At 35.1% G+C, this 15,335-nt stretch carries 10 protein-coding genes and 2 rRNA genes; 8 read left to right on the top strand and 4 right to left on the bottom strand.

Annotation, left to right across the window (positions count from 1 at the left end):
- Positions 1 to 266: 266 nt before the first annotated feature.
- Positions 267 to 378 (bottom strand): 5S ribosomal RNA (gene rrf / locus CCPUN_RS03225).
- 85 nt (positions 379 to 463) lie between these two features.
- Positions 464 to 3,363, bottom strand: a 23S ribosomal RNA gene (locus tag CCPUN_RS03220).
- Between the two features lie 486 nt (positions 3,364 to 3,849).
- Between CCPUN_RS03220 and CCPUN_RS03215 the strand changes: the two genes are divergently transcribed.
- Positions 3,850 to 4,644 carry a thymidylate synthase gene (locus CCPUN_RS03215; protein WP_133282147.1) on the top strand — a complete coding sequence of 265 codons (795 nt, stop codon included), beginning with the start codon at positions 3,850 to 3,852 and terminating at the stop codon, positions 4,642 to 4,644.
- Positions 4,645 to 4,838: 194 nt separating this feature from the next.
- Here CCPUN_RS03215 and pheS read toward each other — a convergent pair whose 3' ends face one another.
- Together pheS and CCPUN_RS03205 are read right to left on the bottom strand one after the other, a co-directional pair.
- Entirely contained in the window at positions 4,839 to 5,864 is a 1,026-nt protein-coding gene (gene pheS, locus CCPUN_RS03210; RefSeq protein WP_133282146.1) for a phenylalanine--tRNA ligase subunit alpha, read from the bottom strand.
- Between the two features lie 9 nt (positions 5,865 to 5,873).
- Positions 5,874 to 7,508, bottom strand: a complete 1,635-nt coding sequence (locus CCPUN_RS03205; protein ID WP_133282145.1) for a hypothetical protein — start codon at positions 7,506 to 7,508, stop codon at positions 5,874 to 5,876.
- A gap of 718 nt (positions 7,509 to 8,226) precedes the next feature.
- Between CCPUN_RS03205 and CCPUN_RS03200 the strand changes: the two genes are divergently transcribed.
- The 7 genes from CCPUN_RS03200 to CCPUN_RS04735 all read left to right on the top strand — a co-directional run.
- The gene (locus CCPUN_RS03200) at positions 8,227 to 10,230 is read left to right on the top strand and encodes an AAA family ATPase (protein WP_133282144.1); all 2,004 of its coding nucleotides are present in this window, start codon (positions 8,227 to 8,229) and stop codon (positions 10,228 to 10,230) included.
- Between the two features lie 445 nt (positions 10,231 to 10,675).
- Entirely contained in the window at positions 10,676 to 12,844 is a 2,169-nt protein-coding gene (locus tag CCPUN_RS03195; RefSeq protein WP_133282143.1) for an HD domain-containing protein, read from the top strand.
- Between the two features lie 116 nt (positions 12,845 to 12,960).
- A complete protein-coding gene (locus CCPUN_RS03190; RefSeq protein ID WP_133282142.1) occupies positions 12,961 to 13,863 on the top strand; it encodes an ankyrin repeat domain-containing protein in 903 nt (300 codons plus the stop codon).
- On the top strand, positions 13,860 to 14,087 hold the full coding sequence (locus CCPUN_RS03185) for an ankyrin repeat domain-containing protein (RefSeq protein WP_133282141.1): 228 nt from the start codon (positions 13,860 to 13,862) through the stop codon (positions 14,085 to 14,087). The genes CCPUN_RS03190 and CCPUN_RS03185 overlap by 4 nt, the downstream gene beginning before the upstream one ends.
- Before the next feature lie 79 nt (positions 14,088 to 14,166).
- A complete protein-coding gene (locus tag CCPUN_RS03180; RefSeq protein WP_133282140.1) occupies positions 14,167 to 14,349 on the top strand; it encodes a hypothetical protein in 183 nt (60 codons plus the stop codon).
- A gap of 105 nt (positions 14,350 to 14,454) precedes the next feature.
- Positions 14,455 to 14,721 carry a beta-barrel domain-containing protein gene (locus CCPUN_RS03175; protein ID WP_478210231.1) on the top strand — a complete coding sequence of 89 codons (267 nt, stop codon included), beginning with the start codon at positions 14,455 to 14,457 and terminating at the stop codon, positions 14,719 to 14,721.
- A gap of 381 nt (positions 14,722 to 15,102) precedes the next feature.
- A partial coding sequence (locus tag CCPUN_RS04735) for a hypothetical protein (RefSeq protein ID WP_165941930.1) occupies positions 15,103 to 15,335 on the top strand: 233 nt, incomplete at its 3' end.

Raw genomic sequence — 15,335 nt, 5'->3', positions numbered from 1 at the left:
GCAATTATGATAGTCATTGATAGTATAAATAAAGGTAACGCTTGGGCTAAGTAAAATCATATATTTGTACCACCACCGTATCCACGTTGATTGAAAATCCTAATGTCTTCATTGCGTTACCCTTTTAAAGTCGAATAAGGTTGAACATTACCCCCTAGCCCTTCCACATATGTTTGGTTTTCCCAAACTCGGAGTACGATAACCAGTCTGAGTACCTAAAAAAGAAGAATGTATAAATGAAGAAATAAATATCATGTATTAAAAATAAATGGCAACTACCTACTCTCCCGCATTTTACTGAAGTACCATCGGCGCTACTGGGCTTAACTGCTCTGTTCGGAATGGGAAGAGGTGTTCACCAGCGCTTTCGTCACCCTTATTTTCAATTTCTTATAAATATTTTAAAATCCCTTGTATTCAAGAATAATTAATTGACTATTGTAAAAGCAAAATCAAGGAAAAAAATAAGAAACTTTCGGGTAATTAGTATTGCTCAGCTTTGCTATTTCTAACTTTACACCTGCAACCTATCAAGGTCATCATCTTTGACCACCCTTATTGAAGTCTCATCTTGAGGCGAGTTTCGTGCTTAGATGCTTTCAGCGCTTATCTCTTATAAACGTAGCTACTCAGCAATGCAACTGACGTCACAACTGATACACCAGAGGTTTACCCAACCCGGTCCTCTCGTACTAAGGTTAGCTCCTCTCAAACTTCCAACGCCCGCAATAGATAGAAACCGAACTGTCTCACGACGTTCTGAACCCAGCTCGCGTGCCACTTTAATGGGCGAACAGCCCAACCCTTGGAACCTGCTCCAGCTCCAGGTTGTGACGAGCCGACATCGAGGTGCCAAACCTCCCCGTCGATATGAGCTCTTGGGGGAGATCAGCCTGTTATCCCCAGAGTACCTTTTATCCTTTGAGCGATGGCCCTTCCATTCGGAACCACCGGATCACTATATCCGTCTTTCGACTCTGCTCGACTTGTTTGTCTCACAGTCAAGCACCCTTATGCTATTGCACTCTATGCACGATTACCATCCGTGCTGAGGGTACCTTTGAAAGCCTCCGTTACTTTTTAGGAGGCGACCGTCCCAGTCAAACTACCCACCAAACACTGTCTCCTCTTTAACAAAAAGATTAGATAACACATAGATAAAGGGTGGTATTTCAACGTCGACTGCTCACACAGTCTCCCACCTATCCTACACATTATTTACATATTATCAATGTTAAGCTATAGTAAAGGTTCATGGGGTCTTTTCGTCCCATTGCGGGTAGACGGTATCTTCACCGTCACTCCAATTTCACCGAGCTCGTGGCTGAGACAGCGCCCAGATCGTTACACCATTCGTGCAGGTCGGAATTTACCCGACAAGGAATTTCGCTACCTTAGGACCGTCAAGGTTACGGCCGCCGTTTACTGGGGCTTCTATTCAGAGCTTCAGTTTTGCAACTTAACCCCTCCTATTAACCTTCCAGCACCGGGCAGGTATCAGACCTTATACTTCATCTTTCGATTTTGCAAAGTCCTATGTTTTTGGTAAACAGTCGCCTGGGCCTTTTCACTGCGGCCTGCTGACCTTCCGAAGAAGATCAACGAGGCACCCTTTCTCCCGAAGTTACAGGGCTATTTTGCCGAGTTCCTTGGCCACGAATCACTCGAACACCTTAGGATATTCTCCTCAACTACCTGTGTTGGTTTGCGGTACGGTTAGCTAACACTTAACAATTAGAGGCTTTTCTTGGAAGTATGGTTAGGGTCATTATCTGCTCTCCCTAAGGATTACAGTACTATCACCTTCGACAGGTTTGGTGGATTTGCCTGCCAAACCTATATCTACGGGCTTCAACCTCCTAATTCGTCAGAAGGCAGACCTTTCACTCCTTCGTCCCCCCTTCTCTATTGTTAGCTAGTATCGGAATATTAACCGATTATCCATCGCTTACGCCATTCGGCTTCAGCTTAGGGCCCGACTAACCCACGGATGACAACCATCGCCGTGGAAACCTTAGTCTTTCGGTGTAATGGTTTCTCACCATTATTTTGGTTACTCATGCCTACATTTTCTTTTCTAATAAATCCATACAGAAATCACTTTCTGACTTCAACTCTATTAGAATGCTCTCCTACCCCTTACTGCACTAAATGCAATAAAGCCATAGCTTCGGTAATATACTTAATGCCCGTTTATTATTGATGCTCGGTCGCTCGATCAGTGAGCTGTTACGCACTCTTTAAATGAATGGCTGCTTCCAAGCCAACATCCTGACTGTCTAAGCAACTGAACTTTCTTAGTTCAACTTAGTATATATTTAGGGACCTTAGCTGATGGTCTGGGTTCTTTCCCTCTCGGATTAGGACCTTAACACCCTAACCCTCACTCCTAAGCAAAACTGATAGTATTCGGAGTTCGTCTGGACACGGTAGGTTACCCCCCTAGTCCCATCGGTAGCTCTACCCCTATCAGTATAAACTTAAGGCTGTTCCTAAAAACATTTCGGAGAGTACGAGCTATCTGCCGGTTTGATTAGCCTTTCACCCCTACCCACAACTCATCCAAGGACGTTACAACATCCACTGGTTCGGTCCTCCACGTTGTTTTACCAACGCTTCAACCTGGTCATGGGTAGATCACCGGCTTTCGCGTCTAACTCCTCTGACTTAACGCCCTATTCAGACTCGCTTTCGCTTCGGCTTTTCCTTTCAAAAGGATTTACCTTGCCAAAAAAGATTAACTCGTAGGCTCATTATACAAAAGGCACGCCGTCATTCTATAAATAAAACTCCGACTGCTTGTAAGCGTATGGTTTCAGGGACTATTTCACTCCCTTATTCAGGGTACTTTTCACCTTTCCCTCACGGTACTTGTTCACTATCGGTCTCTTAGGAGTATTTAGCCTTACCGGATGGTGCCGGCAAATTCAGTCAGCCTTTCACCGGGACTGACCTACTCAGGATACTAACTAAACTAAAATCAATTACCTTGACAGGGCTTTCACCTTCTATGGCTTATTTTTCCAAAATAATTTAAGTTTTTGATAATAGTTCATTATGCTAGTCCTACAACCCCATAACAGCCAAGACTGTTATGGTTTGGGCTTCTCCACTTTCGCTCACCACTACTCATGGAATCACTATTTGTTTTCTCTTCCTCTGGATACTTAGATGTTTCAGTTCTCCAGGTTTGCCTCTTTATCTATGTAAAGATATCCTACTTAAATATAGGATGGGTTGCCCCATTCAGAGATTTGCGGATCAAATCGTACAAACCAATCCCCGCAACTTATCGCAGTTTATCACGTCTTTCTTCGCCTCTAAGAGCCAAGGCATCCCCCATACGCCCTTAATTATTTCTTAATTAGCTCTTGAAATTGGAATACACTGAATTCCTAAAAAGGAATCCGCCTACTCCATTTTGCTTTTACAATAAGTCAAAGAACATCTTCCGAAAACAAATTCAGAATCAATATTTTCACACTTTTTGGTGCTTGGTCCGACTTTTTTCTTTTACCGAACTCTAATACAAAGGTACAGCTTTTTTTTAAATACGCAAATATTTTCTGAAAAATTATAATTTATGCTTACAGCAAAACCAATAAAACTTATGGAAAAAATCAAAAATAAAACGTGAAAACCAATCATATAAAATCATATTTTAGCACTCCTAAAACATTATAACTTAGTAAAAAATCAGTCCACAACATTACATAAAGAACTGGTCTAATTTTTAAGAAATCTGTTATTTAATTTTAAAAGAATAATTGATTTAGATTTTAGAAATTGTATATTATTATTAATATACCTGTTCAACATGTACATTCACTATACAATGAACGCCAAACTATGGAACAATACGTAACATTGCTAAAATATATTCTATCAGAGGGTATTGATAAGAAGGATAGAACTGGAACAGGAACAAAAAGTATTTTTGGATACCAAATGAAGTTCAATCTAAAAGATGGATTCCCTTTAATTACAACGAAAAAAGTTCATTTACGATCCATTATATATGAGTTGCTGTGGTTTTTAAGCGGTGATACAAACATTGCTTATCTTCAGAAACACGGTGTTACCATATGGGATGAATGGGCAACAGCAGAGGGGAATTTAGGTCCTGTATATGGCTGCCAATGGAGGAGTTGGCCAACAGCAACAGGAGAGAAAATTGACCAACTTAGCTCTATCATAAATGAAATAAAATCTAATCCTGACTCGCGTAGGCTATTAGTAAGTGCATGGAATGTAGGAGAAATTTCTAAGATGGCATTACCACCTTGCCATGCTTTTTTTCAATTTTATATAGCAGATAGAAAATTATCTTGCCAACTTTATCAACGCAGTGCAGATGTTTTTTTAGGTGTTCCATTTAATATTGCATCTTATGCGTTATTAACGATGATGGTAGCTCAAGTATGTAACTTAGAACCTGGAACATTCATCCATACATTGGGGGATGCACACTTATATCAAAATCATTTAGAACAAGCAAATTTACAACTTTCACGAAAACCATATGATTTACCGACTATGAAACTCCGAGAAGGGGTTAATGATTTATTTGGTTTTACTTATGAAGATTTTACGTTACTTAATTATACGCACCATCCAGTTATCAAAGCGCCTATTGCTGTATAATAACATTTTCCCTCGTTTACTATTCTGATTTTGAATAGAAATCGAGTTATACTGGACTAAAAAATTCAAACTAAAAAGGAGTAATATCGATGGCTGTATATCTTTATTATTTAAAAAATGCTGCGTAATAGACCGCAACTAATGGGAAACAAAATGAACAAAAAATTTGTCTTAAAAAATCAGTCCAGCATACCTTACAAACAAGCTGTAAATTGACGTAAAAAAGCAATATGATTTTCAGAAAATAACCTTAAATCATCAATCCTATAGCAGAGCATTGCTATACGTTCTATACCCATGCCAAATGCAAAACCATTATACTTATCGATATCGATTTTACAATTCATCAATACATTTGGATCTATCATACCTGCTCCCAAAATTTCTACCCATCCAGAATGCTTACATACCGTACATCCTATCCCTGCACAAAGTTTGCAACTTATATCTACTTCTGCACTAGGCTCCGTAAAAGGGAAATAAGAAGCTCTAAAGCGAACTTTGGTTTCTTTACCAAACATCTCATAGATAAAGTAATAAATGGTCTCTTTTAGATCATTAAAAGTTACATGTGTATGGATGTACATACCATCTATCTGATGGAAAAAGCAATGCGACCGTGCAGATATTGCTTCATTTCTAAATACACGTCCCATAGAAATTGCTCTAACAGGAGGCACTTGTGACTCACATGTTGAAATCTGCACAGAAGTAGTATGGGTACGCAACAATTTGTCTGGATTTCGCTGTATAAAGAATGTATCTTGCATTTCTCGTGCAGGGTGATTTTCAGCAAAGTTTAGTGCTCCAAAATTATGCCAGTCTCCTACAATTTCAGGACCATCCACAAGATTAAAACCAATTCTTTCAAATATCGATATAACCTTATTCTGGATGATTCTTAAAGGGTGCAAGCTGCCGACTTCTGGACCAAAAGAGGGGAGTGTTGTATCTTCTTTATGTGTAGTAGATGATGCAACGTATGTTTCTATCAGCTTTGTTGCATTTTTTATTTTTGCTTCTGCCTCATTTTTCAAACTTTGTAAAGCAGGACCTATGATCTTTTTCTCTGAAACAGGCAAAGCCTTAAATGATTCAAAGAGCGTTGGGATAAATCCTTTTTTGCCTATAAAATCATGCCGAAATTTTTCTAGCGTTTCTTTATCACCAAGAATTGTGTTTTCAATTTTTTGACACAATTCCTCAATTATATCGATCATAATATGTAATTACCATTTATATTGTATACCAGCAGTAATATTTATTTTTTTTCCAGCATAACCAGTATAAGAAGGGTTATCACGGTTTAACAGATTGCTGATAGATAAAAAAGCTAGAAATCTTTCCGAAAAAGCATATTCACCTTCTAAAGAGATGTCTATTGTTGTACCTATATTAGTAATATTGCCAACGCTATCCTTTATAGCTGTACCATTACGCAAGTGAAGCCCACTTTTTAATAAAACTTTTGGATGCACCTTGAAGAGGAGTGTCGGATTTAATTTAAAAGAAGGTTTATTATACCACCATATTGGAGCTGTGTTATTATTCATATAATGATAGTAAGTTGCCTTTATGGTCGTGCTCATCTTTGCAGTAGGCCTGATATAATGAAACAAGCCTGTAGTCTTTACAGAATAGTGTGTGATTGGAGAATAGAACAGGGTATATCTATGGAGATTTGGGGTAGCAACCATTCTAGATAGATTTTTAATTCCTCGATAGGCAATATCTAAGCAATAAGAAAGGTCATCTGCTATACTGCCCTTACTACCTCCTTGAAGTTTAAGGCACTGATAGCTATGTGAGAGTTTGCAATCTTTATCGATAAAAGGATTTTTTTGTACCACACTACGCAAGTGGCGTGGCCGTATGGTACTTCCCATGCCCTCTATACCCAAGTAAGGATTAAATCCTTCTGAAATAGTAGTGCTTATTTTAACCTTTGGACAAACATCAAAGTTAGAGATGTTTCCACTAATTGGATCATTGTGCCAAGTAGCCCATAAGCCTGCTTTGAGCTGTATGTCTTTTGGCAAAGCTACCACAACCATAGGAGCTCCAGAAAAAACAAATCGTTTCTTTTTCACTGTATCATTTTTATAAAATGCAATATCATTATAGGTACTTATCTTAAAGGTAAAGGCATCCAATGGCTTTATCCATTTATACTTGAGCGTGAATAGCTGTTCAGTTATATTTCCATGATGGAAAGCAAGTGGATGATACGTTATCTTCCCTTCTTGAGCAGAAACATCACTAGACTTTTTTGCATGTAAACAAAGACTACCTTGATGTAAGTTCTGTTCAGGGGCATTATCTCTACGAGCATATTTATGCCAGTCATTTTGATAATGCAAATGTGTATGCAAGAGCCAAGATGCCATAGCATATTTTCCATCTACCGAAAACCAACTTTGTCTTGCTTTTATCCCAAATAGTTCTGGGAAAAAAGCAACATTTGCAGACCAAATACCTCGAGCAAAATGGATCTTTTCTATAAAAATATCTACATAAGGGAGAGGTAATGAGGAGACTCCTAATTTACAATAGTTGTGCCAAGTTGATTCAATAATGTCCTCTTGTGTTGATTCAGATAAAATCTGTACTTGAGTTGTAGGATAAAAAGGAAGCTTTTCTAGGGTTAAATCTTGTATTTCTTGTACAGGCTTGTCTGTTTTATTTATTGACTTAGTAGGTGCTTTGAAAAATATTTTTTTTTCTTGACTTACTTTATTTTTCTTTTGTTTTTCAATTACAAATTCTGTGTCTTTTATTGCTCCAGATGTAGTATCTGCGTAACACCTAGGAACATGAATTCCACACAGGAGTAATATTAAGATAAATGGCCAAGAGTATTTCATGTTTATCAGTTGGTTGAAATTAATAACAGCATACACTTTAATACTTAAATTTAATAATCAATGTATATCTTTACCTTTCATTGGTAAATACAAAGTTTAATATCTTGCTTATTATGAAATTACGAATTATTTTCAGGTATAGAAAATTACGTAAATTATGATGCATTGAGCCTATAAGGCCTCAAAGGTTAAAAAAATACAGGACTTTCGCTCTTTTAGCTAAAATCTGTGTATAGACCAGTCTATGAAATTTCTACATATTCATTATTTTCATTTTTTTATTGATTATCAAAATTATTAAACATATATATCTAAAAAAAATGATAACTCCCCAGGTACCCTGTGTTCTGCATATAACGGCTGTTGTGTTTATGGATGATTTATAATGAAATATAAAATTTGTGGTAAAAATTTTGGTAACACATTTTCCGATATGTTAAAATTGATAAAAATATTTATATTTGACAATCAGTAATTTTTATAAAGGCCAAAAGAGGTACCTGGGAGGGTAACAAAAACTTTTTGGGAATACCTAGGAAGGTTCTATTTTTTGTACTTTTGCAAAGTGGCTATAAATATATAGCCTGATCTGTCTTCACGGGAGATAGTGATACACCTGTTACAGGTATCATTTATGTAGTCTTCTCTATTACTGCCTACATAGCTTAAGCTATATCGAGCTATAAAAAATGCATGTTTAAAAAAAATAAAAGGATTGATGCGGTATTACTGTGTCTTAATACTATCTTTATTTTCATGTAAAGCAGATAAGTATAATATGGATGGAGACAAACTAGAAGAGATAGGTCATAATAATAAAAGACAAAAATTGGCGTATACAGGCATTATCCCTATTTCTAAATCAGATATAGAAGAGGTAATTCAGTCAGGTTTTTATGCAGATAAAACGGCGCATGTTTGGCGCTTGATTAAAAAAGGGGGACCTTGTTTTTTGGTACGTCCCCGTAGGTTTGGTAAGTCTTTGCTTATAGATACTATAGCAAAGATTGCTGAAGGAGAAAGGTATAGACACTTATTTACAGATTGTTGTATAGGCAAGGATACAATGAAAATAAATCCACACAACCCTAAAGAAGAACAAAAAAAATACGACTGGAAAAAGTATCCAGTAATTAGGTTGGATTTTTCTAAATTAGAAAATGAAAGTGCTGAAATATTAAAGATGGATCTCCAAAGATTGTTATATAATACTGCTAAGAAATACAGTGTAGAATCAAAACTTCATAATCCAATTGGACATAACTCTTTTCAATCTTATTATGAAAATTTAATTGACAGCTTAAAAAAATTAAAGGACAAAGATAATAGTTACAAATCTAAAATAGTTCTTTTAATAGATGAGTATGATGCTCCAGTAATCAATTTAGACTGGGATTCTCAAAACTATAAAGACTGTATGAAAGTACTGAGTGATTTTTTTACAGTGATAAAAAGCTGTGCCAATGACTGTCAATTACTGTTTGTAACCGGTGTGTATAAGTTTGTTCTATCTGGTTTAGGTTCAGGCGCTAATATATTTTATGGCCATGATCTGTCTATTTATTACGAGGACTTTTCGGATGTTGTTGGCTATAAAGAAGAGCACATTAATTCCTTATTTACAGATAAGTTATCGTACGTTAAAGAACAACTTCATAAGAAAACAGGCAAAATGCACACTAATGAAGAAGTCTTACAAGTTGTTCGACAATACTATAATGGCTATAAATTTTATCCATTTGGCCCTTCTGTATATAACCCTACCTCCGTATTATCTTTTTTTGAAACAGGGAAGTTGGTAGGTTATTGGAAAGATACAGCAGATACTAGGGTTTTAATAAAACAGATGCAAGATCATATTCAAAGGTTTAGCCTAGATAAGATAAGTGGAAATTTTTTACAAAAAGAAGATGATTTATTAGAAACGACTGCCTTAAAAGAGTTAGATATTATTCCCTTAATGTATCAAACAGGGTATATAACCATAAAGGATTATGATGTAGATGAGGGAAAATGTGTTTTGGATTTTCCCAATACAGAAGTGAAAGAAGCTTTACATGCTCATTTCGGAAAATACCTTGCTAATAAAGCACAAGAAAATGGAATAAAGAAAAATTTGAATGTGCAAGAAGCTTTCAAACAAGAAGATTGGCAAAAACTTTTTTACATATTTAGAAGTGATTGTTATGCTAAAGCTAGTTATGAACTAACGGAAAAATCTGAAAAGTATTTTCATGCTTTACTATTTAGTTTTTTAAATGGGGTGTTTTTAGGTAATGAAAATGTAGAAATTTCGGCAGAAACTATATCAAATATAGGTCAAGCAGATATTGTCATAAAGGATACATCTAATAATACCATTTATATACTTGAATTAAAATTAAATAAAGACTCATATACAGGATTAAAGCAAATAATAAGTAGAGATTATTATGGCCAGTATGTTAGTGAATATGATAAGATTGTATGTATGGGTTTGAATATCATATTCAATGATGACAATAAAAACAACCCAGATCCCAGCCATCGTAATATGGATGAATGTACTATTTTAGTTTCCCGCTTAGATGATAATCATAATTGGTCAGACGATCCAATAAAAAAGTTTTCATATAGTCCTAGAAATAAAAGTTTTTTAGATTCCGTATTATCCAACAACGAAATAAATGAAATTTATAAAGCAATAAACAAAAAAAATACAAGGGATAGCAGAAAAGGTTAGGTTAAACACCTATTCTGAACGAAAAAAATCAGTACTTTCGCTCTTTTAGCTAAAATCTGTGTATAAACCAGTCTATGAAATTTCCAAAAAAAATTAAGTATTATTACCTATGGCACGAAAGTCCTGACAATTTATAATTGTAACCATAACTACAAAAATATCAATTATTACTTACTTACGTATATGCTGAATATCTTGTTTATGTAAGATATATTGCGTATAATGCGTTGCATATTAAGACACTAAGTATTTTGCACCCCTCACTATAAGCTCTTCTCTTGTAAGAGACGATATATGAATATGTAGGGATGCAAAAATAACTTTTGTGTCCCAATGCTTGTAATACATAAATTATATGTATGTGCGTAGTTATGTCACATAAAGTAAATACATAACTAGGGTACTATTATCGAAAATTAATCGTTAGAATAAGCTGTTAAGAATTATGTGTGCTGTATTTTCAATTCAAAATCAATTTGTTTTTATGATTCTGTATCATATTCCGCTTTTTATAGCATTGTCCCTTTTGTTAACTGCAATAATTGTAGATATTATTGATAATAAGAATGATAAGGAAGAACTGAAAGAAGCATCAAAGTTCAGTAAGATATTGAGATTACTGAAACCCAACGATGTAAAATTGATAACAGCAGCTGTTTATACTTCGTCTACTACCATTTCTTCCATATTTACAATTGGGACAGATTCTTTTGAAATTTGGTACACATGTAGAATAATCACCGCTATAACCTTTTATAGCTATGGTATGCACCAAAATAAAGGGGGTATGTATAACATAGGTGGCAAGTATTGGATGATAGGACTTATTTTTGCACTGCCTATGGATATCATTTTTCATTGTATGCACAGCACTGCGCATATGTTTACCTTATTTTTATCTTTTGCCCACTTAATCTTTGCTGCGTATATATTACCATCTTATTTTAGCATACCAATTACAGCAGTGACTGTCTTTTTAGAGATTATTTTCCCTATTTATAGATTAGGAATGATAGGTTTCTTGCAATCCATTATAAATAGAACACTTCTATTTTTTATTTTTGTTATCATTGGCATAATATCTTGGTTTATAACACTTTATGCAAGTATACGACGTGCAATCTTGAAACAAAAAGCAGACTATATAAAGGCACAACAAGATGCACAAGATATAGAAGAGTTTCATGAAATAGCTTATACATTAAATATGAAGCAGCCTATACAAAAAAATGCAATTGGAACATATGAAGTTGATTCAGAAGAAGAAAATGCTATTAGTAATATAACTAATAAACCCGTTTTTATTTTAGAGCAAACAAGTCCTTTTTATCAGGAAGATTTACAGAATATTGTAAATCAATTCTCTAAATGGGATAGTTTTTTAAAAGAGAAAAGCAGATCTAAAGATTTTCTAGCAGTAATTCCAGAAACGGTCACGATAGGTGAACTCATTGAAAAGGTGGAAATAGGTTTAAAAGATAAACTTGAAATAAAACCTAAGATTGATGTAGAACATAGTGACCATTTATATATGACTATAACATGTGATGTGGATGAAGTTGTTGATTTATTAAAAACCGCAATATTAAGGATTGCTGATAAAGATAATATAGAAATAGAGGTGGTCAAGTTTGACATATATAGTGCCATGATAACCTACCATGACCATACTAGACTTAATCAAAAAGGTTCCTTACCCATTCAATGTGCAGCTATAAATATAGTTATAAGTAATAAGTATTTATCTTGGAAACCAGTGATTATACATAGTAGCCAATATGATGATCTTGATATAAATGCCCTTTTAGAGAAAGACTCTTTAGATATCAATATTGCAAGGATGCGTTGTATTGTCCGAGCTCACTATGGTTATGTAGCCTTGCCTGAACCAGGTCAACAGGGAGTCTTGATCGTTTTACCACGAAATGTAAAAGCGCTCTATGAGGTAATGATTTCTAGATTGTCTACAGATGTACTTCATACGGAATCTGCAGTCCCTATTGAAGAAAAAACAAGCTCGTTAACAGATCTAATAAAATTTCATGAATACATATCTAGTATGCCTAATGTTAATCCTATTGTAATATCAGAAATATTGCTACTACTTAGACGCTGTTATGGCTTTAATCGTCATGCGTGTGGAGAATTATTCTATGTACGTACGATAGAGATCGCTAAATTGATGACTCAATGGTTTTTTCATTCACCTCAAGTCGTTTATGCTGCATTGCTCTATGATTTAGTACGTTATACCAAATTACCTATTTCGTATATCAGATCTAATTATAACTTAAATATTTTTGTTTGTGTACAAAGTATCTTAAATGTAGATCAGCATAAAGATCTAAAAACAGCTCTATTTGGCGATAGCAATGATGATCTTTCAGCACATGGAGAGCAACTTATCGTTCTGTATATTAAGCTTGCCGAACGAATTTATGATCTTCGACATGCTGCAGGTTACACCAATAAAGAAGCGGTTTTCGCTATGCTTGAGGAAACATGTAATGTATATATCGATCTTGCTAAGACTTGCTTAAAAGCACAACCCGAAATAGCAGCCGAATTGGACGCTGTAACAAAACAAGTTAGAGATAGTTACGAGGAAAAATAAAAAGAAGAAGGACTAAAAAAGAATAAAAATATTCATTTCCATTATAAAAGTAAATACGTTGTTTGGGTACACTTAGTATCATTTCTTTAAACCACCATCTTACTTAAAATACAATTATGTCATTTTCATATTCGGATTTCACTGTTTCTTTCAACAAAACCAGACTGTATTTTTGCATTATAGTAAGCCTATTTTTTATTGCCAGTGATTACACACAAGGTTCAAGATCTGCTACTGATTTAGGTTCAGGTTCTAGTAGTGGTAGGAATAAACCAGATGGTAAAGGACTCGTTTCAAGTAAAGGCCTTTTTTATGCGATAAAAAACAATAATATAGAGAAAGTTACGGAGTTGATAAATGCTGGAGCTAATGTGAATATAAGAGATAATACGAACTGGACCCCTCTTCATTGGGCAACAAAAACTGGGAATAGAGAAATAGTTCAGTTATTAATAGATGAAAATGCTGACGTAAATGCAAAAAGCAATTCCCAGCAAACCCCACTTCACATGGCAATAGAAAGGAATCATGTAGATATAGTAGAAGCATTATTAGTAGTTGCTAGTATTAATGTAAATGCAAAAAATGATACCCAGTACACCCCGCTTCATATAGCAATAGAAAAAAAGCATATGGAAGTAGTAAAGATATTGTTAGCAGTCAGCAGTATTAATGTAAATGCAAAAAATGATGCTCAACAAACCCCTCTTCACATAGCGATAAGAAAGAGTCATGCAGAAATAGTAGAAGCATTATTAGGTAAAAATGCCAATATAAATGCACAAGATTGGAAGAATTATACTCCTCTTCATATGGCAGCAGAAATAGGTCATGCAGAAATAGTAGAAGCACTATTAGTAGTTGCTGGTATTGATGTAAATGCAAAAAATAATACCCAGCACACCCCCCTTCATATAGCAATAGAAAAAAAGCATGTGGAAGTAATAAAGATACTGTTAGCAGTCAGCAGTATTGATGTAAATGCAAAAAATGATGCTCAACACCCCCCCTTCACATAGCGATAAGAAAGAGTCATGCAGAAATAGTAGAAGCATTATTAGGTAAAAATGCCAATATAAATGCACAAGATTGGAGGAATTATACTCCTCTTCATATGGCAGCAGAAATAGGTCATGTAGAAATAGTAGAAGCACTATTAAATGTAGGTGCTTATTGTGAATGCAAAAAATGCACTGAATTGGGTTTTTATTATGGTAATACAAAAAAGGTCATACAGAAATAGCCCAAATTATATTAGTTAGTAAATCCTTTGTGTTCTTGGCACATATCGAGTGTGCGCCACGCTAAGCGCACATTCCGCTTTGCTACGTAAATTAGAGCAAGTGGCTAATATAGAAAAAGATATTGTCGGTCACCAAATGACCTTAGGAGAACAGCAAAAAACACTGAAAGAGCTACAATTTACCCACTGCCAAAACCGAACATTATTGGAATCAACCATTCGTGGTATTTTACAAAGCCTGCAGGAAGAGGTTGCACTTTAGAAACAAAACTACCAGTTAGTAGCACCTTTTGCAGGTAGGATCTGTCATTTAGACTGTTGGATAACGGACCAACAAGTTTCGTCTGGGCAGGCTCTTTTTGCTGTAGTGCCTACAGATGAACATTATGTAGTAGAGTTGCATTTACCTCCTACTGGTTATGGCAAAATAACTAAGGGTCAGTTAGCCCGCATTCAACTGCCAGCATATCCTGAGCAAGAGTATGGCTATCTTCAAGGCATTGTAGCATCCATCGCATTGGTGCCTCATGCCGATACCTATCGTGTTACATTGACTTTGTCTAAAGGGTTAACCACGAATTACGATAAAAAAATGCATTTAAACCCAATATGGAATGTAGTGCTGAAATTATAACGGAAGATATGCGGCTTTTAACGCGTATATTCTATAAACTATTGCGCTTGAAAAATGATTAACAAAGAGTCTGTATTTATTTATTGATAATCATATATAAAATCAGATCTGTATTTATGCTTGTGTGTAGTTATACAGCCTATATATCCTTCCTTTCATTCTGAAGCATATTCGGAGGAATGATTTTTCTTAGCCTGTGTTTTTCATAAAAATATTTTTGTAGATTTGTGGAGTAGTTAGAAATTTATAACCTGATCTGTCTTCATGGGAGGATAGTGATACACCTGTTACAGGTATCATTGATGTAGTCTTCATTTTTCTCACTTGCTGCCTACATAGCTCATAAGACATATCAAGCAATACAAAACGAATGTTTTAAAAATGTTTTTTCAAAAAAACACAAGTATTGAAACGGTATTACTGTGTCTTATACTATCTTTATTTTCATGTAAGACCAATAAGTATGCTATGGATGGAAAGAAATTAGAAGACAATCTAGAAATAGGACATGATGCTAAAAGACAAAAATTAGCGTATACAGGCGTTTTACCTATTTGTCAATCTGATATTAGAGACGTAATTCATTCAGGATATTACGCAGATAAAACAGAATA

The organism is Cardinium endosymbiont of Culicoides punctatus, from assembly GCF_004354815.1.
Lineage (GTDB): Bacteria > Bacteroidota > Bacteroidia > Cytophagales > Amoebophilaceae > Cardinium.
The sequence above is the reverse complement of the archived record's forward strand: the minus strand, read 5'-3'. Positions and strand labels throughout refer to the sequence as shown.

Excerpts from the sequence above, each read along its gene's own strand:
- CCPUN_RS03195 (WP_133282143.1), top strand. The coding sequence starts at position 10,676 with ATGTGTGCTGTATTTTCAATTCAAAATCAATTTGTTTTTATGATTCTG.
- pheS (WP_133282146.1), bottom strand. The coding sequence starts at position 5,864 with ATGATCGATATAATTGAGGAATTGTGTCAAAAAATTGAAAACACAATT.
- CCPUN_RS03190 (WP_133282142.1), top strand. The coding sequence starts at position 12,961 with ATGTCATTTTCATATTCGGATTTCACTGTTTCTTTCAACAAAACCAGA.
- CCPUN_RS03215 (WP_133282147.1), top strand. The coding sequence starts at position 3,850 with ATGGAACAATACGTAACATTGCTAAAATATATTCTATCAGAGGGTATT.
- CCPUN_RS03200 (WP_133282144.1), top strand. The coding sequence starts at position 8,227 with ATGCGGTATTACTGTGTCTTAATACTATCTTTATTTTCATGTAAAGCA.
- CCPUN_RS03205 (WP_133282145.1), bottom strand. The coding sequence starts at position 7,508 with ATGAAATACTCTTGGCCATTTATCTTAATATTACTCCTGTGTGGAATT.